This is a genomic window from Bradyrhizobium sp. MOS003, from assembly GCF_003020125.1.
Lineage (GTDB): Bacteria > Pseudomonadota > Alphaproteobacteria > Rhizobiales > Xanthobacteraceae > Bradyrhizobium.
Map to the genome: position 1 here is coordinate 49,411 of NZ_PYFW01000016.1, position 24,635 is coordinate 74,045.

The following is a 24,635-nucleotide window of genomic DNA, read 5'->3' on the forward strand; positions in this document are numbered from 1 at the left end:
TCGCGCCCGAGTTTATCCCCGGACGGGAAGCGGCTCCAAGCGCGTAAAAATAGTCAGGGGGTGCTGCAAAGTTATGTGACTTATGACACACTTCCCCGGCGCGGTTTTACGCGATCCTGATGGTGATGGTTTCAAGCGATTTGCCAACAAGACTGACCAGGACGTTCACAAGGACATTGAAATGAGCAAGCAGGCCGAATTTGCGGTCATTCTGAAGATGAACGCCATGTTCGCTGATCTCGGTACAGACGAGCTCCAGCGCCTGGCCAATCTTTGCCACACCCAGCATCTGGGGAACGGCGAGGTGCTGTTCCAGAAGGGCGATGCCGGCGACGCGCTGTTCGGCGTGCGCCGCGGCCAGGTCCGCATCGAGACCGGCGCGTCCGACGGCAGCCGGCTGACGCTGAATTTCATGGGACCGGGCGACCTGTTCGGTGAAGTCGCGGTGCTGGACGGCCAGAATCGCACCGCGGATGCGACCGCGGGCGAGGCCAGCGAATTGTTCGTGCTGCGGCGCGAAGATTTTCTCGCCTTTCTCGAACGCGAGCCGAAGGTCGCGATCAAGATCATTGCATTGCTGTGCCAGCGCATCCGCTGGCAGAGCGAGCGCATGGAGGAATCCATGCTGCAGCCGCTGCCGGTGCGGCTGGCGCGGCGGCTCTGCGCGCTCGCCGCCGATTTCGGTTCCGAGGTGCACATCTCGCAGGAGCAGCTCGGCGTCTTCGTCGGTGCCGCCCGCGAGAGCGTCAACCGCCAGCTGCAGGCCTGGCGCAAGGAAGCGATCCTCGATCTGCAGCGCGGCCGGATATTGCTGCGGAACATGACCAAGCTGACCGCGATCGCGCGGAACGAATAGAGGCTCAACCGATCGGCAGCTTGTCTGCAAGGCTTTGCCGATGCAGATCGCAAGGTCGGTGGTGATCCGCACGAAAGTCATTGAGGTGACAGGATGCGTCGAGGGCGCCCTTCGTTAGTGCGCCCTCTGGCCGCTGGCCCGAAATCCTACTCCGCAGCGCGGTGCGCTACGTCTTTTGGTGCCGGCGCCGCTCCGTGATGAGCGTCCGCCTCGGCATCCTCGCTGTGCACGATCAGCCGCCTGGCGAAGCGCCAGATCAGGGCGCCGAGATCGTCCATCACCATGAACATCGCGGGCACGAACACCAGCGAAAGGATGGTCGAGAAGATCAGGCCGCCGATCACTGCGAGCGCCATCGGCGAGCGGAACTCGCCGCCGGCGCCGACCGCGAGCGCGCTCGGCATCATGCCCGCGGCCATCGCGATGGTGGTCATCACGATCGGGCGGGCGCGCTTCATGCCGGCGTCGATCATGGCCTCGTCGCGCGGCTTGCCGGCGTGAATCGCTTCGATCGCAAATTCCACCAGCATGATCGCGTTCTTCGTGACGATGCCCATCAGCATCAGGATGCCGATCCACACCGGCGTGGTCAGCTGCTTGCCGGTGAGGAGCAGGGCGGCGATGGCGCCACCGATCGAGAGGGGCAGCGAGAACAGGATGGTGATCGGCTGCAGGAAGGTGCCGAACAGCAGCACCAGCACGGCGTAGACCATCATCAGGCCCGCCGTGATCGCGGTGGCGAAGCCGTCGGACAGCTCGTTGAGGCTTTCGGCATCGCCGGAGGGAGAGACCTTCACGCCCTTCGGCCGGCTCTTCATCACCGGCAGGTCGTAGATCTTCTTGGTCGCGTCGCCTAGCGCGGCGGATCCGACGAGGTCGGCGGCGACGGTCGCCTGCCGCTCACGATCGTAGCGGTTGATGCTGGTCGGACCCTGGTCGAGCTTGACGTCGGCGATGACCGAGAGCGGCACGCCGCCCTTCTCGCCGTGCTCACCGAGCGGCACGCGCAACTGTTCCAGCGTCTTCAGATTGCCGCGCGCGGCATCCTCAAGCTGTACGCGGATCGGCACCAGACGGTCGCCGACGTCGAACTTGGCGAGCGCGGGTCCGACGTCGCCGATGGTGGCGACGCGGATGGTCTGCGACAGGCTTTCGGTCGAGACGCCGAGCCGCGCGGCGAGATCGGCGCGCGGTTCGACGCGCAGCTCCGGCCGCTCCAGCGTGGTTTCAGAGATCACGTTGGAGATGGTGGGAATGCGCTTCATCTGCGTCGCGAGCTCGCTCGCGAAATTGTTGACGATGTTGGCATCGACCCCGGTTACCACCAGCGAGATGGCGCGCAGGCCGTTCTCGTCCAGGAACCAGAAGCGGATGTCCGGGATGTTCTCCAGTTCCTGGCTGATCGAGAATTCGAGCTCGCGCTGGGTGATGTCGCGGGCATCCTTGGGTGTGTAATTGATGATCAGCGAGGCACGGCGCACTTCCTGGGTGCCCGGCGGGACGCGCCCGCCGTCGACGAAGATGCTCTTCACCTCCGGCCGCTTGCGCAGGCGCGCGACGATGTCCTCGGTGACCTTCTCCGTGTAGGCGAGCTGAGTGCCCGGCGGCAGCTCAAGCGCCAGCAGCGAGCGTGCGCTGTCCTGCGCCGGCAGGAATCCCTGCGGCAGCAGCGTGATGCTCCAGATCGAGGCAGCGAACACGCCGAAGCCGATCAGCACCGTGATGAAATAATGCTTCACCGACCAGGCCACGAGCCGATGATAGGACCGCAATATGCGGCCGGGCGGCGGCTCCTCGTGCGTATGGTGTTTGAGGAAGTAGGCCGCCAGCACCGGTGTGACGAAGCGAGCGGCGAGCAGCGAGAAGAACACCTGCACCGAGACGGTGATGCCGAACTGCTTGAAGAACTGTCCGGCGATGCCCGACATGAAGCTTGCGGGTGCGAAGATCGCGATGATCGTCAGCGAGATCGCGATCACCGCGAGGCCGATCTCGTCGGCGGCTTCGAGGGCGGCGCGATAGGGCGATTTGCCCATGTTCATGTGCCGGACGATGTTCTCGATCTCGACGATGGCGTCGTCGACGAGAATACCTGTCGACAGCGTGATGGCGAGGAAGCTGACGAGGTTCAGCGAGAAGCCGAGCAGGTCCATCGCCCAGAACGCCGGGAAGATCGACAGGGGCAGCGATATCGCGGCAATGATGGTCGCGCGCAGGTCGCGCAGGAAAAGCAGCACGATGATGACGGCAAGGATGGCGCCCTCGAACAGGGTCGAGATCGCCGCGTGGTAATTGCCGTTGGTGTATTCGACCGAGGTGTCAATCACCTTGAGGTCGACGTCGGGATAGGCGGCCTTGAGCGCGTCGACGCGCTTCTGCACGGCCTCGGCCACCTTCACGTCGCTGGCGCCCTTGGAGCGCTTGATGCCGAGCGCGACGATGGGCTCGCCGTTGAAGCGGGCGAAGGTGCGGCGGTCGGCGATGGTGTCGGTGACGGTGCCGAGATCGTCGAGCCGGACTTCGCCGCCGCCGAACAGCGGGATCATGGTGCCGGCGAGGTCGCCCAGCGTCTTGGCCCCGGCGAGCGTGCGGATCGCCTGGTCGTTCTTGCCGATCTCGGCGCGGCCGCCGGCGACGTCGACATTGGTGCCGCGCAGGCTCTGGCTGACATTGACGGCAGTCAGGCCCATCGCCTGCAGGCGATCGGGATCGAGCGAGACCAGGATCTCGCGCTCGACACCGCCGATGCGCTCGACCTGGGCAACGCCGCGGACGCCTTGCAGGGCGCGCTTGACCACGTCGTCGACGAAATAGGAGAGCTGCTCCGGCGTCTTGCCGGGCGAGATCGCGGCATAGGTGACGATGGGCAGGCCGATCACGTCGACGCGCTGGATCAGCGGCTCGGTGACGTTCTGCGGCAGGTTGGAGCGCACGCGCGTCACCGCGTCCTTGACGTCGTTGAGGGCGCGGTCGGTGTTGGTCTCCAGCGCGAACTGGATCGTGGTGACCGACACGCCGTCGGTGATCTGTGAGGTGATGTGCCGCACGCCCTCGACGCCAGAGACCGCGTCTTCGACCGTCTTGGTGACCTGCGATTCGAGTTCGGCGGGCGCCGCGCCGAATTGCGAGACCACGACCGAGATCACGGGAATGTCGGCCGACGGCAGCCGAGTCACGGCGAGCTTGGTGAAGGAGACCCAGCCGAGAACCAGCAGGATGATCGAGAAGACGACCGACGGCAGCGGATTACGAATCGACCATGCCGAGATATTGAGTGCCATCAGCGTACCCGCGTGCGATCGAGTTCATCGGCGAACATGGTTTTGATCTGGTCGCCGTCATGGAGCGAAGAGCCGGCATCAGCTACGACGATTTCGCCGACCTCGAGCCCTTCCAGGATTTCCGTGGCGCTGTCGGACGACAGTCCGACCCGCACCTTGCGCGTCTCGATCGTGTTGCCCTTGACGACCTGAATGGTGAGATGGTCGATCGCGGTCTTGGGGATCGAGACGCCGCAGCTTCGCTTGGCGTCGATCGAGGCGCGGGCGAACACGCCGACCTTCAGCGAGGGATTGTTGGTGACGCTGATGCGGACGCGGCCGAGCTGCGTGGCGCGGTCGATCTCGGGCGCAACCAGCCGGACCCGGCCGATCAGATCGGGCGCGTCGTCTCGGCTGATGCGGACGGTGGCGCCGGCGCTGAGCTTTGGCATGTGCACCGCCGGGACCTGGGCATCGAGCTCGATCTCGTTGTTGACGGCGATGCGGAACATCGGGCCGGCCTGCGGCGAAGCGGGCGCGCCGACGATGGTGCGGATCTCGGTGACGAGGCCCGGCGCGGGTGCCTTCAGCGAGACCGGACCTTGCGGGCCGGGTCGTTGCGGCTGGCCGGGAATCTGCGGCGGCGCGGTCAGGCGCGCCAGCTCCTGGTTGTCGGTGACGACGGCGCCCTCGGTGACAAAGAGATCGGTGACCCTGGATCCCTCCTGATCGGCGATGACCACGGCCTCGCGGCGCGGCACGAAAAAGCCGGTCACGCGCACGAGGTCGGAGAAGCAGGCGTTGGTCGACTTCGTCACTATGACGAGCGCCTCGGTCTGCGTCTCTTTCGGCTCGGGACGCTTGCGATGCTCGAACAGGTAATAGCCGACGCCGAGCGCGACGACGAACAGCACAGTTCCGGCGGGCTTGAGATATTCGGAGAGGTTCATCGCCGGATCATCCTGGCCTGGCTCACGGCCGTCCGCGCGAGGCCCATGAAAAGCGTTTCCCTGAAACAAAGCGGCGTCCCGCAAGGCTGCGGGACGCGCTCTGGAAGCGAGACTTTACACCACATCACGACTTGTCACTTCAAAGGATTACGTCGTGCTCACTTCGATGCGGTGGTCTTGTTTTCCATGTTGACGACCTGGACGCGGCGGTTGGCCTCGGCCATCGGCTGGCTAGGATCCTTCAGCTTGCTCTTGCCATAGCCGACGGTGACGAGGTCGGTCGCGGAGATGCTGTATTTGTCGACGAGGTAACGCTTGATCGCATCCGCGCGGCGTTCCGACAGATCCTGGTTGTAGGCTTCGCCCCCGGCGGCATCGGTATGACCGGCGACCACGAAGGTGGAGCCCTTCAGGTCGGGACTGGTCAGCGCGCGGCCGAGCGCCTGCACTGAGGCAAGCGACTTGGCGCTGATATTTGAGGAGTTGTAGTCGAACGTGATCTCGAGATCGATGTTCGGCTTGTCCTTGGCGACCGAGGCGATCTCCTCGCGCTCGGTCGACGACAGCGAACGCGTCGAGCGGCCGCGCACCGACTGGATCAGCTTGGTCTCCGCCGCGTTCGGCGCGGGATCGGCCTGCGGAGCGATCGAGAGGCCGCGGGTCAGAGGCTTCTTCTGCGCGGGCGCCAGCGCGCGGACGATGTCGTCCTCGGTGACGTTCTTGCTGTTGCCGTCGTCGCCGGCGAAGGCGGACGAGGCCGGCAGCGCGGCGCCAAGAGTCATGCCAAGAGCGATGATCGACAGGATCGCGGTAAGTCCCCTTGCAGTCGATTTCATAGCCAGTCCCTCCCTGCGCAGCCAGCGCGCGCGGTTCCAAAATTCCTGCCAGAACTTCTGCAGTGAGCCCCCCGGGGAAGGCCGCCTGCGGCATCCGTTCGTTAGTCTTCCCGGGGCCACCAAGGGTTCGAGGCGCCGCCTGCCTCAATTCAAAAAAATACTAGCGCACTCCGTAGCTTGCGAATTCCTGAACGATGTTCGGATCCATCGCCTTGGCATTGGCGATATCGAGCGCGCCTTCCTGGGCGGAGCCGTTGCGCTGCTTGGCGAGGCCGCGTCCGTAGAGCGAGGAGGTCAGGCGCGGGTTGATCTTCAGGGCCGCATCGAAATCGGCGATGGCATTCTTGACCGCGCCCGATTTGAGGTTGACGAGCCCGCGGCTGTCCAGCGCGTCGACGAAGTTCGGCCGCAGCCGCAGCGCCTCGTTGCAATCCTTCAGCGCGCCCTGGAGGTCGCCCACCACGGTGCGGGTCCAGCAGCGATTGTTCAGCGCCTCGACATCCTTGGTGTTGATTCGGAGCGTGTCGTCGAAATCCTTGATGGCGAGGCTGTAGGCGCCCTTGCTGGCATAGACCTGGCCGCGCCGGTACAGCGCGTTCACGTCGTCCGGATTGGCCGCGATCTTGGTGGTCAGGCTCTTGATCGTGGGATCGTCAGCCAGCGCGGCAGCGCTCGGGCCGCTGTCCATGCTCGGCGCCGGGGCAGTCTCGATCGGCAATACCGGCGGGGGCGGTGGCGGTGGCGGCAAGGCGGCTTCGACCTGCGGCTTCGGCGCCGGCGCAGGCGGTGGAGGAGGCGCAGGTGCCGCAGCGGTGTCGGCCGGCTTTGACGGCGGCGGCGGTGTCGGCGGGGCGGGCGGCGGGTTCTTGGCGACGACCGGCGGCGGGGCGGGAGGCGCAGGCGGCGCGCCAGGTGCCGGACGCGATCCGCCACCTCCCGGACTGAAGGAGAAATCTTCGGCCAATGAAGAGGATATCCACGGCACCTGCTCGCCACGCGAAGCGCGGGTGACGCCCATCTTGGTCCGATTCAACGTCTCCTCGGCCATCAGGTCGGGGACCCGGATCTCCTTCAGGAGTTCCTGGACGAACAGGCTGTGCTCGCCGCCGGCGTCGGAGACCACCGAAGCCAGCGCTGCCGAATACATCACCAGCGTGCCGTTCGGCGCGATCACCGGGGTCAGGCCGGCCGAGAAGCTGCGGAACCGGCGCTCGAACGGGTTGCGCCTGGAGGCGTCGATCAGCGCGATCTTGACGCCGGCGCCGCGGGTGTTGAGCTCGCCGAGGACGGTCTCGAGGCTGAAACCGTCACGGCGCACGTCGGATTCGGTCCAGATTTGCGCATCGATCGGCAGCATGTAGCTCTGGCGCGCCGACTGGATGCCGAAGCCGCTGAAGAACACCAGCGCCACCGATCCCGGCTTGATCTTGCCGTAGAGCTTGTCGAAGGCGCGGCGCATGCCGTCGCCGGTCAGATTCTCGGCGATCTCGACCGAAAAGCCATCGCGCTTGAGCTCGTCGGCGACGTCACGGGCATCGTTGATCGGTTCCTTCAGCGGGGCATCCGCGTCCGGATATTTGGCGTTGCCGATGACCAGCGCGAAGCGATCACCGGCCGCAAGCGACGGGGCAGTCGGGACGAGCGAGACGAGCAAGGACAGAAGAAAGAAGAAGCGAATTTTCATAATCAGCGCGGTCCAGCCAAAAAGGCGCCGTTACCAGCTTGCGCCGCGGCGACCTTAACTTACGCTTCCTGCATTATCAAACCGGGGACGGATGGCGTCAACCGCTTGGAGATTCGGCGTAATCGCGACGATTGACCGCAATGCCCGGGCGTGCCGCAAGGGGAATAAACGGGATGTCATGTTTGCGCTCGACGTGGTCCGGCTCGATCTTACCGGCGGCACGTTAGGGCCTCCATGACGCGAAAAATGTGATTGGTCTCACATTGAGAGCATAGCTCCGTCGCGCCGCGAGGCGTTTGACCTTTGCACCGGACAATGGCTTGGTGCGCAGGATCCTCCCGGCAGGTCCACTCAGAAAAGCAAAGCAAAAGCAAGAATCATGGGAAACGCCTACGAAATCTACGCCCTGCGCTATGCTACGATGTCGCCGCGCACCCCCAGCATGAACTTCCTTCAGCCCGATCCGCATGACAGTGCGGCGCAGGATCTCGACTATTTCGTCTGGCTGATCCGAGGGCACGGCCGCGACATCCTGGTCGACACCGGCTTCAATGCCGAGGAGGCGAGCGCGCGGGCGCGCAAGCTGACGCTCAATCCGGTCGACGCGCTGGAGCGTTTTGGCGTCGCGGCCTCGAGCATTCGCGACGTCATCGTGACGCATCTGCATTACGATCACGCCGGCAATCTCGATCGCTTCCAGAATGCGCGCTTCCACCTCCAGGAGCGCGAGATGGCTTATGCGACGGGACGCTGCATGTGCAACGGCCTGCTGCGACATCCGTTCTCGGTCGAGCACGTCACGCAGATGGTGCGCCACGTCTATGGCGAGCGCGTCACTTTCTATTCCGGCGACGGCGAGGTCGCGCCCGGCGTCACCGTGCATCGTGTCGGCGGCCACTCCGACGGCCTGCAGGTGGTCAGGGTCGAAACCGCACGCGGGCCGGTGGTGCTGGCGTCCGATGCCGCGCATTACTACGCCAATCTGCAGCGCAAGAGCCCGTTCCCGATCGTCTACAATGTCGGCGACATGGCGGTCGGCTGGGAGACAATCGAGCGCCTCGCCGGCCATCCTGATCGCTTCATCCCCGGCCACGATCCGATCGTGACCGAGATCTATCCGCGCGCCAGCGACAAGGTCGACGCCTGGGCGCTGCACCTGTCGCCGACGCGGTCGTTTGCGAAATAGAAGTTGTCATTCCGGGGCGCGCGAAGCGCGAGCCCGGACTCCATTGATCGACGTAACCGGTGGCGGGATGGATTCCGGGTTCGCCGCTAGCGCGGCGCCCCGGAATGAGAGCGATGGTCAATACGCCTGCTTGGCGTCCGCTTCCCTGCTGGTCTGGATCAGATCGAGGCTCTCCTCGATCTTGCCGAGCAGCGCCGAGAGCTGCTTGCGTTCCTGCGCGGACAGGCAGGCGAGGATCTCGTCCTCCCGCCGCAGCAGTTGCGGGAATAGCTCTTCGTAGAGCGCGCGGCCCTTCGTCGTCAGTTGCAGGCGGAATTCGCGGCGGTCGGCTTCGTTCTCGACCCGCTCGATCATCTCCTCGCCGAGCAGCGTCGTCACCGCGCGGCTGATGGTGGATTTGTGCGTGCGGGTGCATTGCGCGATGTACTGAGCGCTGCAGGCGTCGTTGCGGAACCCAAGCGTGGCGATCACGCGCCAGGCCGGAATATCGAGACCGTGCCGTTCCTGATATTCGACCGAGAGCGCGGAACTGACCTCCGCTGCGAGCCGGTTGAGACGGAACGGCACGAACTTGAATAGGTCGAGCCGTGCCTTTGGCCGCGCCGAGGCCTCATCGGCCTCGCGTGTCTTCAGTGCGATATCGCCAGATGTCCTCGCCAAGGCGCGCGCTCCGAATTCCAGTTGACGGCCGGCCGGCTCCGGTCCAAAATAGTTGCACGTGAGACTATCTAGCAGATCAGCCTTCTTCTGACCAGAGCTGAGGTTAGCGCATGGCGCAGGCCAATACGCATCAGGCCAAAATCCAATTCGGCTATCGCCGCCACCCCGATCAGGATCGTCCCGGTCAGAATCCGGCCGAGCATCCCATCGTGGTTGTCGGCGCCGGCCCGGTCGGGCTGTCGCTCGCGATTGATCTTGCCCAGCGCGGCCAGCGGGTCGTCCTGCTGGACGACGCCGATCGCATCGGCGAGGGTTCGCGCGCGATCTGCTTCTCGAAGCGATCGCTGGAATATTGGGACCGGCTCGGCGTCGGCGACCGCATGGTTGCCAAGGGCGTGGTGTGGAGCGTCGGCCGGATCTTCCACGGGGAGTCCCTGCTCTACCAGTTCAACCTGCTGCCTGAGGACGGCCACAAGCGGCCCGCCTTCATCAATCTCCAGCAATACTATGCCGAAGCCTATCTGGTCGATCGCATCCAGGACCTGCCCGATGTCGACCTGCGCTGGCGCAACAAAGTGACGGCGCTGGAGAGCCGCAACGATTCCGTCGCGTTGACGATCGAAACGCCGGAGGGCGCCTATCGCCTGCAAGCGCAATATGTGATCGCCTGCGACGGCGCGCGCTCTTCGCTGCGGCAGATGGTCGGCGCCGAGTTCGCGGGGCAGGTGTTCGAGGACCAGTTCCTGATCGCCGACGTCAGGATGACGGCGGAATTCCCGACCGAACGCTGGTTCTGGTTCGATCCGCCGTTTCATGCGGGCCGCTCGGCGCTGCTGCACCGGCAGCCTGACGACGTCTGGCGCATCGACCTCCAGCTCAATCGCTATGCCGATCCGGCTCTCGAGAAGAAGCCGGAAAACGTGCGGCCGCGGATCGCGCGGATGCTCGGCCACGATAAATTCGAGTTCGAGTGGATCTCGCTCTACAAGTTCCAGTGCCGGCGGATGGACCGTTTCATCCATGGCCGCGTGATTTTCGCCGGCGATTCCGCTCATCAGGTCTCGCCGTTCGGCGCACGTGGTGCGAACTCGGGGCTTGAGGACGCGGAAAATCTTTCGTGGAAGCTCGACCGCGTGCTGCGGGGCACTTCGCCCGCGAGCCTGCTCGAGAGTTATCATGCCGAGCGCAGCCTCGCGGCCGACGAGAACATCCGCGAGTCCACCCGCTCCACCGATTTCATGGCGCCGAACTCGCATCAGGAAGCGCGGCTGCGCAAGGCGGTGCTGTCGCTCGCCAAGGAGACCGAGTTCGGCAAGCGCATGGTCAATGGCGGGCGGCTGTCGGTGCCGTGCAGCTACGAATCGCCGCTGTCGTCGCCGGATGCAGATGTGTGGAGCGGCGGACCACCGCCCGGCTGCTCGATGCTTGATGCGCCAATTGCCGGGCAGGCCTATCTGACGGACGCGTTCCGCAAGGACAGAACGGACTTCACCCTGCTGTCGTTCAGCAATGGCACGGCGATCGATGTGCCGGATGGCGTCAGGAATATCCGCATCGGCGGCGAGGGTGGACTGGCCGATCCCTCGGGCCTTGTCGCAAAGCGCTACGACGCCGCCCCTGGTGCTGCCTATCTGCTCAGGCCCGATGGCTATGTCGCCGCCCGTTTCCGCCGTCCGACGCGCGCCGCGATCGCGGCGGCGTTGTCGCAGGCCCAAGGTCTCAATTGAGGTTTCGCATGCCGCTTTCGACAAGCTCCAACTTTGCGCGGCCGGACGACGCCTTTCGCGCCATCGTCGAGGCGCATCGCGGCTTCACCGAGGAACAGAGCGCCGATTTCGATACCGCGCTGGTGCTGATCCTCGCCAACCATATCGGCGACATCGACGTGCTGCGCGAGGCGATCGGGCTCGCCAAGCGTCGCATGATCGACGGCCAGCAGCAGCAACAGCAACAACAATAACCCAGCGACTCAAAGGACGAATTGATGGCGAAGAACTTCGCATCCACCGGCGATCTCGCCGAGAAGAAGATCACCTTCTCCGAGATCGGCACCGATCTCTACGCCTTCACCGCCGAGGGCGATCCGAACACCGCCGTGATCGTCGGCGACGACGGCTGCCTGGTGTTCGACGCGCAGGCAACGCCTGCGATGGCCAACAAGGTGATCGAGCGCGTGCGCACCGTCACCGACAAGCCGATCAAATATGTCGTGTTGTCGCACTATCACGCCGTGCGCGTGCTCGGGGCCTCCGCCTATCACGCGCAGGGCATCGTCGCCTCGCAGGAGACCTATCGCCTGATCGAAGAGCGCGGCCAGCAGGACTGGGATTCCGAATATGGCCGTTTCCCTCGGCTGTTCCAGGACGCCCAGAGCATTCCCGGCCTGACCTGGCCGACGCTGACCTTCGAAGGCGAGATGTCGATCTATCTCGGCAAGCGCGAGGTGCGGCTGATGCAGCTCGGCGCAGGCCACACCTCTGGCGACATCGTCGCCTGGGTGCCCGATGCGGAAGTGATGTTCTCCGGCGACCTCATCGAATATCATTCGGCCTGCTATTGCGGCGACGCGCATTTGCGCGAGTGGCCGATGACGCTGAACGAGATCCGCAACTTCAATCCCAAGGCGATCGCGCCGGGGCGTGGCGATGCGCTCAAGGGCACGGCCACCGTGCGCGAAGCCATCGCGATGACGCGGGACTTCGTCACCTCGCTCTATGGCGCCGCCGAAATCTCGGTCGCCAAGGGGCGCACGCTGAAGGAATCGATGGCCGCGACGCGCGAGGTGATGGACCCGAAATTCCATAGCTTCGCAATTTACGAGCACTGCCTGCCGTTCAACGTGTCGCGCGCCTATGACGAAGCATCGGGCATCGACGACCCCGTGATCTGGACCGACAAGCGCGACCAGGAGATGTGGGCGGCCCTGCAAGGAGGAGGATAGACATGAACATCAACACCTCGCCTGATCAGATCATCCGCAGCTCGGCGCAGGTGACGCCGGGCTACATGTCCGGCTTCGGCAACAGCTTCGAGACCGAGGCGCTGCCCGGCGCGCTGCCGATCGGTCGTAACTCGCCGCAGCGCTGCGCCTATGGGCTCTATGCCGAGCAACTCTCCGGCTCGCCCTTCACCGCGCCCCGCGGCAGCAATGAGCGCTCGTGGCTCTACCGCATCCGCCCCTCGGTGAAGCATTCCGGGCGTTTCGAGAAGGCCGATGCCGGCCTGTGGCGCTCGGCGCCGTGTCATGAATACGATTTGCCGATCGCGCAGATGCGCTGGGATCCGACGCCGCTTCCGAAGGAGGATGTGACCTTCGTTCAGGGCGTGCAGACCATGACGACGGCCGGCGACGTCAACACGCAAGCCGGCATGTCCGCGCATGTCTTTCTCATCACCAAATCGATGGTGGATCAGCATTTCTACAATGCCGACGGCGAGCTGATGTTCGTGCTGCAGCAGGGAGACTTGCGCCTCGTCACCGAGTTCGGCCGCATCGACGCCGAGCCCGGCGAGATCGTGGTGATTCCGCGCGGCGTCAAGTTCCGGGTCGAGATTCCGAACGGGCCGGCGCGGGGCTATCTCTGCGAGAATTACGGCGGCGCGTTCACGCTGCCGGAGCGCGGGCCGATCGGCGCCAATTGCCTGGCCAATGCGCGCGACTTCCTCACGCCGGTCGCGCATTACGAGGACAAGGACACGCCGACCGAGCTCTACGTGAAATGGGGCGGGGCGCTGTTCAAGACGTCCTTGCCGCATTCGCCGATCGACGTGGTCGCCTGGCATGGCAATTACGCGCCCTACAAATACGATCTGCGCACCTTCTCTCCCGTCGGTGCGATCGGCTTCGATCATCCCGATCCCTCGATCTTCACGGTGCTGACCTCACCGTCGGAGACCGCGGGCACGGCGAATATCGATTTCGTGATCTTCCCCGAGCGCTGGATGGTGGCCGACAACACCTTTCGTCCGCCCTGGTACCACATGAACATCATGAGCGAGTTCATGGGCCTGATCTACGGCGTCTACGACGCCAAGCCGCAGGGCTTCGTGCCCGGCGGCATGAGCCTGCACAATTGCATGCTGCCGCACGGCCCCGACCGCGACGCTTTCGAGCACGCCAGCAACGGCGAGTTGAAGCCGGTGAAGCTGACGGGGACCATGGCCTTCATGTTCGAGACCCGCTACCCGCAGCGCGTCACCGCGCATGCGGCGAATGCCTCGACACTCCAGGATGATTACGCGGATTGCTGGAAGGGACTGGAGAAGCGGTTCGATCCGAACCGGCCGTAGCTCGTTGCGTCCTCATTCCGGGATGCGCCGAAGGCGCAGGCCCGGAATCCATAACCACGATCGTGAGTATGGATTCCGGGCTCGCGCTCCGCGCGCCCCGGAATGACGGCGGAAAAACCGTCAAGAAACATCCGGCAGGAAACCCATGCCCCATCCCCACGACCCCATCCTTCGCTCCTTCATCGACGTCGATCCTTCTTCCGACTTCCCGATCCAGAACCTGCCCTACGGGGTATTCTCCACCGCGGCGAATCCGACGCCGCGGGTCGGCGTGGCGATCGGCGACTACGTGCTCGATCTCTGGGAGCTCGAGCAGGATTGCCGGCTCGAGGTCGGGCCGCTCGGCGTATTCTCGGGGGCTTCGCTCAATCCCTTCATGGCACTAGGACCGAAAGTCTGGACCAAGACGCGCGCGCGCATCAGCGAGCTGCTGCGCCATGATCATCCGGAGCTGCGCGACAACGAGGAGTTGCGCACCCGCGCGCTGGTGCCGATGCGCGACGCAAGGCTGCATCTGCCGTTCACGGTCTCCGGCTATACCGATTTCTACTCTTCCAAGGAGCACGCCACCAATGTCGGCGTGATGTTCCGCGGCAAGGACAACGCGCTGCAGCCGAACTGGCTGCACATGCCGATCGCCTATAACGGCCGCGCCTCGACCGTCGTCGTGTCGGGCACCAAGGTGAAGCGCCCGCGCGGGCAGCTGAAGCCGCCGAATGTGGACGCGCCGAGCTTCGGCCCGTGCAAGCGGCTCGATTTCGAGCTGGAGATGGGCGTGGTGATCGGCCAGCCCTCAGCCATGGGCGGCATGTTGAGCGAGCAACAGGCCGAGGAGATGATTTTCGGCTTCGTGCTGCTCAACGACTGGAGCGCGCGCGACATCCAGCAATGGGAATATGTGCCGCTCGGTCCGTTCCTCGCCAAGGCGTTTGCGACCTCGATCAGCCCGTGGGTGGTGACGCGCGAGGCACTGGAGCCGTTTCGCCTGAAGGGGCCGGAGCAGGAGCCGGTGCCGCTCGATTATCTCAAGCAGAGCAAGCCGCAGAATTACGACGTCGCGCTCGACGTCGCCTTGCGCGCGACGAGCGCCAACGCGCCTGCCGGCATCAGCCGCACCAATTTCAAGTACATGTATTGGTCGTCGGTGCAGCAGCTGATGCACCACGCCTCCTCCGGCTGCGCCATGAATGTTGGCGATCTCCTCGGCAGCGGCACGATCTCCGGCCCCGAGAAGAATCAGCGCGGCAGCCTCTTGGAGATCAGCTGGAACGGCACCGAGCCGGTCGAACTGCCCGGCGGCATCAAGCGCTCGTTCCTGGAAGACGGCGACAGCCTCGTGATGCGCGGCTGGTGCCAGGGCGACGGCTATCGTGTCGGTTTTGGGGAGGTGGAGGGGACGATTTTGCCGGCGGAGTGATTGCTGGGGGTGTGACGCGACCCTCTATCCACGTTCTCCCGTCATTGCGAGCGTTGCGAAGCAATCCAGAAACTTTCCGCGGAGGCAGTCTGGATTGCTTCGTCGCAAGGGCTCCTCGCAATGACGTGGTGAGGGCTCATCGTCTCTCCGGCGGCACGTCCCTGATCCGCGCGCAATGCGCCGCGACGTCCTCCACGCTGTACTTCAAGTGCACCCGCTTGTCCGACGGCACCTGTTTCACCGTACACACGCCCGGCCGCCATTCCTGCGTCGGCCTGATCGGGCGCGGGGCAAAGCCACCGCCACAGTTCGGGCAGACGTTGGACAGTTTGGTTTCGACGCAATCCGCGCAGAAGGTGCATTCATAGGAGCAGATCCGCGCCTCCGTTGCATCGGGCGGCAGATCGCGGTCGCAATATTCGCAGTTCGGTCGAAGCTGGAGCGCCATGGCTGAATCTCCGGATTGGGCGGGATCATCGCAGATCCTGTGTCGAGCGCGAATGACGTAGTTCCCTCGATTTCAGCCGGCCTTGATCTCCCTTAGGGGCAAGCGCGAACTTTCCTTCAGCCGGTCGAGCACGATCGAGGAGCGCACATGGGCCACGCTCTGGTGCGGCATCAGGACGTCGTTGACGAGGTTGGAGAGGCCCTTGAGATCGCGCAGCACCGCCTTCAGCACGTAGTCGGCGTCGCCGGTGAGCGAATAGGCCTCCTGGATCTCGTCGATGCGGCCAACCAGCGCGCGGAACCGTTTCGAATTATCGGGCGAGTGCGTCGCAAGCGTCACCTGGATGAAGGCGATCACGCCGAAGCCAAGCGCCTCGCTGGAGAGGTCGGCATGATAGCCAGCGATCACCTTCTCCTCTTCCAGCCGCATCCGCCGGCGCGAGCACTGCGAGGCCGAAAGGCCCGCGAGGTCGGCGAGCTCCTGGTTGGTGAGGCGACCATCGTCCTGGAGCGCACGGAGGATCTTGAGGTCGAAGGCGTCAACCGAAATCATGCGTCGTTTGTCCATTCTATGCACAGATCGTGCATACGGTAGCCAAGATCCGCCCCCTTTGCACGCTCATTGCAGGCCTCATGAAGGATAGTGCCTCCCAGCAGCAATCTGGGAGAGCCGCCAATGGGACCGTTTCCGCACGATGCACCGCCGGCCACTGTCAGCGCCGACAATCCGATGGGTACCGACGGGTTCGAGTTCGTGGAATATGCACACCCCAATCCGGTAGAGCTGCACGCGCTGTTCAAGCTGATGGGCTATGCGCCCGTCGCGCGCCACAAGACGAAGAAGATCACGGTCTACCGCCAGGGCGATATCAACTATCTCGTCAACGAGCAGCCCGGCACCCACGGTTATGAGTTCGTCGCCGCGCACGGGCCCTGCGCCCCTTCGATGGCGTTCCGCGTCGTCGATGCGAAGGCAGCCTATGATCGCGCGATCGCGCTCGGCGCCGAGCCTGCCGATGTGCCATCGGCGCAGAAGACGCTCGACGTGCCCGCGATCAAGGGCATCGGCGGCAGCCTGCTCTATCTCGTCGATCGCTACGGCACCAAGGGTTCTGCCTATGATGCCGAGTTCGAATGGCTCGGCGCGCACGATCCGCGGCCTGCCGGCGCCGGCCTGTTCTATCTCGACCATCTCACCCACAACGTCCATCGCGGCCGCATGGATGTCTGGACCGGCTTCTACGAGAGGATGTTCAACTTCCGCCAGATCCGCTTCTTCGACATAGAGGGCCGCGCCTCCGGCCTGTTCTCGCGCGCGCTGACCAGCCCCGACGGCAAGATCCGGATTCCGATCAACGAGGACGCCGGCGATGCCGGCCAGATCGAGGAATATTTGAAGACCTATCGCGGTGAGGGCATCCAGCACATCGCCTGCGGCTGTCGCGACATCTACCGCACCATCGAAGGCCTGCGCGATGCCGGCCTGCCCTTCATGCCGGCGCCTCCCGCGACTTATTTCGAGAAGGTCGACACGCGGCTGCCCAGGCATGGCGAGGACATAGCGCGCCTGCAGAAGAACGGCATCCTGATCGACGGCGAAGGCGTGGTCGAGGGCGGCCAGACCAAGGTGCTGCTGCAGATCTTCTCGGCCAACGCGATCGGCCCGATCTTCTTCGAGTTCATCCAGCGCAAGGGCGACGACGGATTCGGCGAGGGCAATTTCAAGGCCCTGTTCGAATCGATCGAGGAGGATCAGATCCGGCGCGGGGTGTTGAAGGTGGATGCGGCGTAGGGTCCGTCGCCGTTGCGCGCACGGCCGTAGGGTGGGCAAAGCGAAGCGTGCCCACGTTACGTTGCGATCACGAATAGGTGGTGGGCACGGCGCTTCGCGCCTTTGCCCACCCTACGCGATCTTCACTGCGGCCAGACTTATCGCTTCCACGCAGCCGTCACAGCGCCGATCTCGGCGCCTTCCGGCTCGCGCACCGCCGACGGTGTTCGCGAGAAGCGCGGCGCCGGCGCGGGCTGTTTCACGCCGTGGCGTTCGACGAACACGTTGCGGGCTATCATGTGCGGATGCTGGGTTGCTTCCGACATGGTCAGCACCGGTGCGAAGCAGATGTCGGTGCCTTCCATGATCTTGCACCAGTCCTCGCGCGTCTTGCTCTTGAACACCGCCTTCAGCTTCTCCTTCAGCGCCGGCCAGGCCTTGGGGTTCATCTGCGCGTCGAAATCGGCGTCGGTGAGGCCCGCATGCTCGCGCAGCAGCGCGTAGAACTGCGGTTCGATCGAGCCGATCGAGACGAAGTGGCCGCAGGCGCATTCATAGACGCCGTAGAAATGCGCGCCGCCGTCGAGGAAGTTCTGGTTGCGTCCCTCGGTCCAGCGGCCGAGCGTCGTCATGTCGAAGAAGAACGACATCAGCGATGCCGCGCCGTCGCACATCGCGGCATCGACGACCTGGCCCTTGCCGGAACGCGAGGCCTCCAGCAGCGCGGCAAGCACACCGACGACGAGATAGAGCGCGCCGCCGCCGAAATCACCGACCAGGTTGAGCGGCGGCACCGGCGCTTCCTTGGTGCCGATCGCGGCGAGCGCGCCGGTGATGGAGATGTAGTTGATGTCGTGGCCGGCGGCATTGGCGAGCGGGCCTTCCTGGCCCCAGCCGGTCATCCGGCCATAGACCAGCTTGGGATTGCGTGCGAGCACGACGTCCGGCCCGAGCCCGAGCCGTTCCATCACGCCGGGGCGGAAGCCCTCGACCAGCGCATCGGCGCTCGCGAGCAGATCCAGCACTTGCGCGATCGCCGCCTTGTCCTTGAGGTCGAGCTCGATCACCTTGCGGCCGCGCCCGGCCACCGACTTCATGCTCTTCTTCGCGCCGACGCGGTCGAGCGTGACGACGTCGGCGCCCATATCCGCCAGCATCATGCAGGCGAAGGGGCCGGGGCCGATGCCGGCGAATTCGACGATGCGGAAACCCGAGAGCGGGCCGGATGCGCCGACGGATGCGGAGGGGGCTGATTTATCGAGCACGTTGTTGTTTCCTCGGGTCGCGGGGCCGATGCCGCTGGTTTGGCAATCGCCGCTGACGTTCTTCTTTTGGAGCGAGTTAATCGGCTGATTAACTTTTCTCGCCTTCATGCCAGCGAGGCAAGCGGTTTTCATGCCGCACGGCCAAAATAAAACGGCGCGCACCGAAGTGCGCGCCGCGGAAAATTTGCGTTGAGACGCTGGCGCGTGAGCGTCAGCCGGCAGCCGCGACCGCGCGCTGCGCCATGACCTTGACGAGGTTGGCGCGGTACTCCGCAGTGCCGTGGATGTCGGCCAGCAATCCGCTCGCCGAAATGCTGACGCCGTCGATCGCCGACGGCGACCAGTTCGCCTTCAGCGCGGCTTCGATCGCGGGTACCCGCATTACGCCGCTCTGTGAGGCACCGGTGGCGGCCACCCGAACCTCGCCCGATTTGGTCTGCGCGACGAACACGCCGGTCAGCGCAAAGCGCGAGGCTGGATGCCGCATCTTCTCGTAGCCCGCTTTCGCCGGCACCGGGAACGACACGGCGGTGATGATCTCGCCGTCTTCGAGCGCCGTGGTGAACAGGCCCTGGAAGAAGTCCTCGGCGGAGATCGACCGCTTGTTGGTCTTCACGGTGGCACCGAGTGCGAGCAGCGCGGCGGGGAAGTCCGCCGCAGGGTCGTTGTTGGCGATCGAGCCGCCGATCGTGCCGCGATAGCGCACCGCGGGATCGCCGAGCACCGAGGTGAGATGGGCGATCGCGGGAATCGCCTTCTTCACATCGGCATTCGTCATGATGTCGTAATAGATCGTGCCGGCCTTGATGGTCAGCGTGTCGCCGGACAACTCGACACCCTGCAGCTCCTTGATCCTGCCGAGGTCGATGACGTCGGACGGGCTGGCGAGGCGCTGCTTCATCACAGGCAGCAGCGTCTGGCCACCGGCCAGGAACTTGGACTCGCTGCCCTTGGCGAACAGGCTGGCGGCTTCGTCGACCGAGGAAGCGCGATGATAGGTGGTCTGGTACATCTTGGTTGCTCCCTCTCAAGCCGCGTGGATCGTGCGCCACACCCGGTCGGGGGTTGCGGGCATTTCCAGATTGTTCGTCCCGATCGCATCCGTGATCGCGTTGATCACGGCCGCAGAGGCGCCGATCGCGCCGGCCTCACCGCAACCCTTGATGCCCAGGGGATTGCCCGGGCACAGCGTCGTGGTGTGGGAGAGGTTGAACGACGGCACATCGTCGGCGCGCGGCATGGCGTAGTCCATGAACGAGGCCGTGACAGGCTGGCCGCTGGCGTCGTAGATGGCGTGTTCCAGCAGTGCCTGTCCGATGCCTTGAACGAGGCCGCCATGGACCTGGCCTTCGACGATCATCGGGTTGATCAGCCGGCCGAAATCGTCGGCCGCGACGAAGTTGACGAAGGATGTCTTGCCGGTGCCGGAGTCGACCTCGAGCTCGCAGATATAGGTGCCGGCCGGGAAGGTGAAGTTGGTCGGATCGTAGAAGGCGCTTTCCTTCAGACCCGGCTCCATCCCGTCAGGCAGGTTGTGCGCGGTATAGGCCGCGAGTGCGACCATCGGCAGCGCGATCGCCTTGTCGGTGCCTGTTACCTTGAACTCGCCGTTCTCGATGACGATGTCGGCCTCGGAAGCTTCCAGCGCATGCGCTGCAATCTTCTTGGCCTTCGATTCCATCTTCTCCATCGCCTTCAGGATCGCGGTGAGGCCGACGGCCGCCGAGCGCGAGCCGTAGGTACCCATGCCGAACTGCACCTTGTCAGTATCGCCATGGACGATCGAGACCTGGCTGATGGGAACGCCGAGGCGCTCCGCGACGAGCTGGCAGAACGTGGTCTCGTGACCCTGGCCGTGGCTGTGCGAGCCCGTGAGGATCTCGATGGTGCCGACCGGGTTGACGCGTACCTCGGCCGATTCCCATAGACCGACGCCGGCGCCCAGACTGCCGACAGCCTTCGACGGCGCGATGCCGCAGGCCTCGATGTAGCAGGACAAGCCGATGCCGCGCAGCTTGCCGTCGGCTTTCGCCTTGGCCTTGCGGGCGGGGAAGCCGGCATAGTCGATCGCCTTCATCGCGGCATCGAGCGAGGCGTTGAAGTCGCCGATATCGTAGGCCATGATGACGGGCGTCTGATGCGGGAACTGGGTGATGAAGTTGCTCCGCCGTAGCTGGGCTGGATCGACCTTCAGCTGCCGCGCCGCCGTTTCCATCAGCCGCTCGATCAGATAGCTCGCTTCGGGACGGCCCGCGCCGCGATAGGCGTCGACCGGCGTGGTGTTGGTGTAGACGCCGATCACCTCGGCATGGATCGCCGGGATGTTGTATTGGCCCGACAGCAGCGTCGCGTAGAGATAGGTCGGCACCGACGACGAGAACAGCGACATGTAGGCGCCGAAATTGGCGTAGGTCTTCACCTTCAGGCCCAAAATCTTATTCTGGGCGTCGAACGCCATCTCGGCATGGGTCACATGGTCGCGGCCGTGCGCGTCGGTGAGGAAGGCCTCGGTGCGATCGCCGGTCCATTTCACGGGACGGCCGACCTTCTTCGAGGCCCACAGCGCCACCATTTCCTCGGGATAGATGAAGATTTTGGAGCCGAAGCCGCCGCCGACGTCGGGCGCGATCACGCGTAGCTTGTGCTCGGGGGCGATGTTGTAGAACGCCGACAGCACGAGGCGGGCGACGTGAGGGTTCTGCGAGGTGGTGTAGAGCGTGAAGTGCTCTTCGGCCGCGTCGTAATCAGCGATCGCCGCGCGCGGTTCCATCGCGTTGGGGGCGAGACGGTTGTTGGTGACGTCGAGCTTCACGACATTGGCGGCCTTCGAGAACGCGGCATCAGTCGCGCCTTCGTCCCCGATCACCCAGTCATAGACCTGATTGCCGGGAGCCTCGGGATGAAGCTGCGGCGCGCCCGATTTGATCGCGGCGTGGACGTCGGCGACCGCGGGAAGTTCTTCGTAATTGACGACGACGGCCTCCGCCGCATCGCGCGCCAGATTCTTGGTCTCGGCGATCACGACCGCGACGGCCTGACCGACGAAACGCACCGTCTCCGGTGCCATCGCCGGCCAAGCGCCCATCTTCATCGGGCTGCCGTCCTTGGAGGTGATGGCCCAGCCGCAAATGAGGTTGCCGACCTTGTCGTCGACGATCTGCTGGCCCGTGAGCACGGCGACCACGCCCGGCATCTTCAGCGCGGCGGAGGAATCGATCCCCTTCACCTTGGCATGCGCGTGCGGGCTGCGGATGAAATGGGCATGGGTCATGCCCAGCAGCTTGATGTCGTCGACGTAGCGGCCCTTGCCGGTAATGAAACGCTTGTCTTCCTTGCGCACGACGCTTGCGCCGATGCCTTCAACACCCATGACTGGTCCTCCCGACCTGAAATTTTATCGCTGCGCTTTCCTTCGAGAGCGGCAGCAGTGATTTTGTGTTCGTTCGAGGCGCGCCGCTTTACTCGGCTGCCTGCGAGACCTTCATGCGCCCGGCTGCATCCAGCACGGCTTTGACGATGTTGTGGTAGCCGGTGCAGCGGCAGATATTGCCTTCGAGCTCGGTGCGGACGGTGGCTTCGTCGAGCTGGCCGCCGTGACGGTGCACGATGTCGATCGCCGACATGATCATGCCCGGCGTGCAATAGCCGCATTGCAGGCCGTGATTGTCGCGGAAGGCGGCCTGCATCGGGTGCAGCTCGTCGCCCTTGGCGATGCCTTCGATGGTGGTGATGCTGGCGCCGTCGGCCTGACCCGCCAGCATGGTGCAGGATTTCACCGCGCGGCCGTCCATGTGCACGACGCAGGCGCCGCATTGGCTAGTGTCGCAGCCGACATGGGTCCCGGTGAGATTGAGGTGATCGCGCAGCAGCTGGACCAGCAGCGTGCGGTCCTCGACGTCGACAGCAACGGCTTTGCCGTTCACTGTCATTTTGACTGTAGACACCTGAAGTCCTCCCGGGATTGATTTTGATTGCTTCTAATTAGAGACAGCGACCCGGAACTTTGCAACTAGGATTTTGGTCGCCTGCGTCATGGAAAAGTCATTGATGCTCCCGGCGCGCGAGGATTTGCATGGTGCGCGGGACCCGAAACCAGCGGTCCGACCAACCTGGGATGCCAGCCGTCTTCCGCCTTGGGATGGATCGGCCTTTGGCCGATGAGATCCGAAACTGTGCGGGCCGGCCGAATTTACCGCCCTTTATTGATTCTGCCCTAGTTTTGCGCATCCGGATCGGGGAGGGCTGCCCCGGACCGTGCTGCACGTGCAAGAAAACTGATCTTTTGGGGGTGGGAATGACCGGGCATATCGCGTCGCCGTCTAAGCGCACAATATTTCCGACCCTCAGGTTCCGCGCCAAGATCATCCTGGGATTTGCGGTCGTGCTGGCAATCTCCGCCGGCAGCATGGCCTTCTCCTATTTCGGCTTCGAGCGGGTCTCGGCCGAAGTCGGGTCGTACCGCAGCAGCGTGTCGGAGGCCGATCTCGCCCGCAACATCGACCGCGAGTTGCTCGGCTATCGTGCGGCCGCCAAATATTTCGTCGTGACCGGCAAGGAAGACGATGCCAAGGCGGCGCTCGATGCCGAGGCCAGCCTGAAAAATGCCATCGATCAGGCCGTCAAGAGCGTCAAGACCCCGGCGCGAAAGGAAGGTCTCGACAAGCTCGCCAAGGAATTCGCGAATTTCTCCGCGACCTTCGGCAAGGTCCTCCAGGCCAAGCGGGACAGCACGTTGCTGGTGCAGAACCAGTTGCAGCGCCAGGCCAATCTCCTGAAGTACAAGCTCGACGACGTCGGCAACAACGCTTCCGATTCCGAGGCGCAGTCGATCGAGTTCGGCACCAAGCAGGTCAACGCCCAATTCCAGACCGCGAGCGCTGCAGCCACCAATTTCGTGCTGACGTCCGACCAGGCGATCGCGACCAGCGCGCTGGCGCGGCTGAAATTCGTCGAGAACTCGCTCGGCGCGGTCTATTCCATGGACGAGAAGATCGTTGCCGGCCTGAAGGACGCCAAGGCCATCCTGACCGCCTATCGCGAGGCGCTGGAGAAGCTGATTGCCAACGCCAAGCTGGTCGACCAGCTCGTCACCGAAATGAACGGTTCAGCCGGCGCGATCCTGCAAGGCGCGACCGCCATGAAGGCGGACCTCGTCGCGGAACAGCAACGGCTGGACACGGAGTCGGAAGCGACGATCGGGAAGACCGAGCAACTGGTTCTGATGCTCGCCATCGGCGGTACGTTGCTCGGTGTGGTCCTCGCCTTCCTGCTCGGCACCGGCATCTCGCGTCCAATGATCGCGATGTGCAAGGCGATGCGCGAGCTGGCCTCGGGCAATTTCGACGTTGTGCTGCCGGGTCTCGGCCGCAAGGACGAGATCGGCGAGATGGCCGGTGCCGTCGAGGAGTTCAAGGTCCAGGCCGTGGCAAAAGCCGAGCGCGATGCCGCCGCCAGCGAAGCCCAGAACAGGGAGGCGAGCGCTGCCCGCCGCTCCGAGCTGATCCGCTTCGCCGATGATTTCGAGAGCGCTGTCGGCGCCATCGTCTCCAACGTCTCGGCCTCGGCCGTGCAGCTGGAATCGGCGGCGTCCACGCTGACCCGGACCGCAGAGACCACCCAGAGCCTGTCGAGCCAGGTTGCGGGCGTCTCCGAGCAGGCCTCCTCCAACATGCAGTCGGTCGCCACCGCGACGGAAGAGCTCTCCGCCTCGGTCGAGGAGATCGGCCGTCAGGTTCGCGACTCCAGCCGGATCGCGGAAGCAGCCGTGGTCCAGGCCAGGGAGACCGACGGGCGCATCGGCAAGCTCTCGCATGCTGCCCAGCAGATCGGCGAGGTCGTCAAGTTGATCACGGCGATCGCCGAGCAGACCAATCTTCTCGCGCTCAACGCCACCATCGAGGCGGCACGCGCCGGCGAAGCCGGCCGCGGCTTCGCGGTGGTCGCCAGCGAAGTGAAGTCGCTGGCGAGCCAGACCGCGAAGGCGACGGACGAAATCTCTTCGCACATCACGGGC

The 24,635-nt window shown here is 64.5% G+C and carries 20 protein-coding genes; 9 read left to right on the forward strand and 11 right to left on the reverse strand.

Annotated elements, in window-relative coordinates:
• The first annotated feature begins 181 nt into the window (after window positions 1–181).
• A complete protein-coding gene (locus tag C7G42_RS33745; protein ID WP_106953138.1) occupies window positions 182–856 on the forward strand; it encodes a Crp/Fnr family transcriptional regulator in 675 nt (224 codons plus the stop codon).
• Window positions 857–1,002: 146 nt separating this feature from the next.
• Here C7G42_RS33745 and C7G42_RS33750 read toward each other — a convergent pair whose 3' ends face one another.
• The 4 genes from C7G42_RS33750 to C7G42_RS33765 form a co-directional block, all read right to left on the reverse strand.
• Window positions 1,003–4,137 (reverse strand): efflux RND transporter permease subunit, encoded by a 3,135-nt coding sequence (locus C7G42_RS33750; RefSeq protein ID WP_106953139.1) that lies wholly within the window; start codon window positions 4,135–4,137, stop codon window positions 1,003–1,005.
• Window positions 4,137–5,066, reverse strand: coding sequence for an RND family efflux transporter (locus C7G42_RS33755; RefSeq protein ID WP_106953140.1), 930 nt, complete (start codon window positions 5,064–5,066; stop codon window positions 4,137–4,139). The genes C7G42_RS33750 and C7G42_RS33755 overlap by 1 nt, the downstream gene beginning before the upstream one ends.
• A gap of 158 nt (window positions 5,067–5,224) precedes the next feature.
• Entirely contained in the window at window positions 5,225–5,902 is a 678-nt protein-coding gene (locus C7G42_RS33760; protein ID WP_106953141.1) for an OmpA family protein, read from the reverse strand.
• A 160-nt stretch (window positions 5,903–6,062) separates the two neighbouring features.
• The gene (locus C7G42_RS33765; protein ID WP_106953142.1) at window positions 6,063–7,586 is read right to left on the reverse strand and encodes a caspase family protein; all 1,524 of its coding nucleotides are present in this window, start codon (window positions 7,584–7,586) and stop codon (window positions 6,063–6,065) included.
• Window positions 7,587–7,965: 379 nt separating this feature from the next.
• On the opposite strand from C7G42_RS33765, the gene C7G42_RS33770 reads away from it, so the two are divergent.
• A complete protein-coding gene (locus C7G42_RS33770) occupies window positions 7,966–8,772 on the forward strand; it encodes an N-acyl homoserine lactonase family protein (protein ID WP_106953143.1) in 807 nt (268 codons plus the stop codon).
• Between the two features lie 117 nt (window positions 8,773–8,889).
• On the opposite strand, the gene C7G42_RS33775 is transcribed toward C7G42_RS33770, so the two are convergent.
• Window positions 8,890–9,432 (reverse strand): MarR family winged helix-turn-helix transcriptional regulator, encoded by a 543-nt coding sequence (locus C7G42_RS33775; protein ID WP_106953144.1) that lies wholly within the window; start codon window positions 9,430–9,432, stop codon window positions 8,890–8,892.
• 110 nt (window positions 9,433–9,542) lie between these two features.
• On the opposite strand from C7G42_RS33775, the gene C7G42_RS33780 reads away from it, so the two are divergent.
• The 5 genes from C7G42_RS33780 to fahA all read left to right on the forward strand — a co-directional run bounded on the left by C7G42_RS33780 (window position 9,543) and on the right by fahA (window position 15,139).
• Window positions 9,543–11,159, forward strand: a complete 1,617-nt coding sequence (locus C7G42_RS33780; RefSeq protein ID WP_106953145.1) for an FAD-dependent oxidoreductase — start codon at window positions 9,543–9,545, stop codon at window positions 11,157–11,159.
• Window positions 11,160–11,167: 8 nt separating this feature from the next.
• Window positions 11,168–11,392 carry a DUF2783 domain-containing protein gene (locus C7G42_RS33785; RefSeq protein WP_106953146.1) on the forward strand — a complete coding sequence of 75 codons (225 nt, stop codon included), beginning with the start codon at window positions 11,168–11,170 and terminating at the stop codon, window positions 11,390–11,392.
• 24 nt (window positions 11,393–11,416) lie between these two features.
• The gene (locus C7G42_RS33790) at window positions 11,417–12,373 is read left to right on the forward strand and encodes an MBL fold metallo-hydrolase (RefSeq protein ID WP_106953147.1); all 957 of its coding nucleotides are present in this window, start codon (window positions 11,417–11,419) and stop codon (window positions 12,371–12,373) included.
• A 2-nt stretch (window positions 12,374–12,375) separates the two neighbouring features.
• Window positions 12,376–13,722: a homogentisate 1,2-dioxygenase gene (gene hmgA, locus C7G42_RS33795; RefSeq protein ID WP_199581277.1), complete on the forward strand. Its 1,347-nt coding sequence runs from the start codon at window positions 12,376–12,378 to the stop codon at window positions 13,720–13,722.
• Window positions 13,723–13,867: 145 nt separating this feature from the next.
• Entirely contained in the window at window positions 13,868–15,139 is a 1,272-nt protein-coding gene (gene fahA / locus C7G42_RS33800; RefSeq protein ID WP_106953149.1) for a fumarylacetoacetase, read from the forward strand.
• A 136-nt stretch (window positions 15,140–15,275) separates the two neighbouring features.
• Here the strand turns inward: fahA and C7G42_RS33805 are convergent, their stop codons facing one another.
• Complete coding sequence (locus C7G42_RS33805) at window positions 15,276–15,587, reverse strand: DUF1272 domain-containing protein (protein WP_106953150.1); 312 nt, start codon at window positions 15,585–15,587, stop codon at window positions 15,276–15,278.
• A 72-nt stretch (window positions 15,588–15,659) separates the two neighbouring features.
• On the reverse strand, window positions 15,660–16,139 hold the full coding sequence (locus C7G42_RS33810) for an Lrp/AsnC family transcriptional regulator (RefSeq protein ID WP_199581278.1): 480 nt from the start codon (window positions 16,137–16,139) through the stop codon (window positions 15,660–15,662).
• Window positions 16,140–16,262: 123 nt separating this feature from the next.
• Here C7G42_RS33810 and hppD point away from each other — a divergent pair, with 123 nt between their 5' ends.
• Entirely contained in the window at window positions 16,263–17,378 is a 1,116-nt protein-coding gene (gene hppD, locus C7G42_RS33815) for a 4-hydroxyphenylpyruvate dioxygenase (protein WP_106953152.1), read from the forward strand.
• 137 nt (window positions 17,379–17,515) lie between these two features.
• Here the strand turns inward: hppD and C7G42_RS33820 are convergent, their stop codons facing one another.
• From C7G42_RS33820 to C7G42_RS33835, 4 genes are all read right to left on the reverse strand, one after another.
• Entirely contained in the window at window positions 17,516–18,622 is a 1,107-nt protein-coding gene (locus C7G42_RS33820) for a CaiB/BaiF CoA transferase family protein (protein ID WP_106953161.1), read from the reverse strand.
• A gap of 211 nt (window positions 18,623–18,833) precedes the next feature.
• On the reverse strand, window positions 18,834–19,634 hold the full coding sequence (locus C7G42_RS33825) for an FAD binding domain-containing protein (protein ID WP_106953153.1): 801 nt from the start codon (window positions 19,632–19,634) through the stop codon (window positions 18,834–18,836).
• Between the two features lie 15 nt (window positions 19,635–19,649).
• Window positions 19,650–21,992, reverse strand: a complete 2,343-nt coding sequence (locus C7G42_RS33830; RefSeq protein WP_106953154.1) for a xanthine dehydrogenase family protein molybdopterin-binding subunit — start codon at window positions 21,990–21,992, stop codon at window positions 19,650–19,652.
• A gap of 88 nt (window positions 21,993–22,080) precedes the next feature.
• Window positions 22,081–22,566: a (2Fe-2S)-binding protein gene (locus C7G42_RS33835; RefSeq protein ID WP_094897155.1), complete on the reverse strand. Its 486-nt coding sequence runs from the start codon at window positions 22,564–22,566 to the stop codon at window positions 22,081–22,083.
• A 350-nt stretch (window positions 22,567–22,916) separates the two neighbouring features.
• Here C7G42_RS33835 and C7G42_RS33840 point away from each other — a divergent pair.
• A partial coding sequence (locus C7G42_RS33840) for a methyl-accepting chemotaxis protein (protein ID WP_106953155.1) occupies window positions 22,917–24,635 on the forward strand: 1,719 nt, incomplete at its 3' end.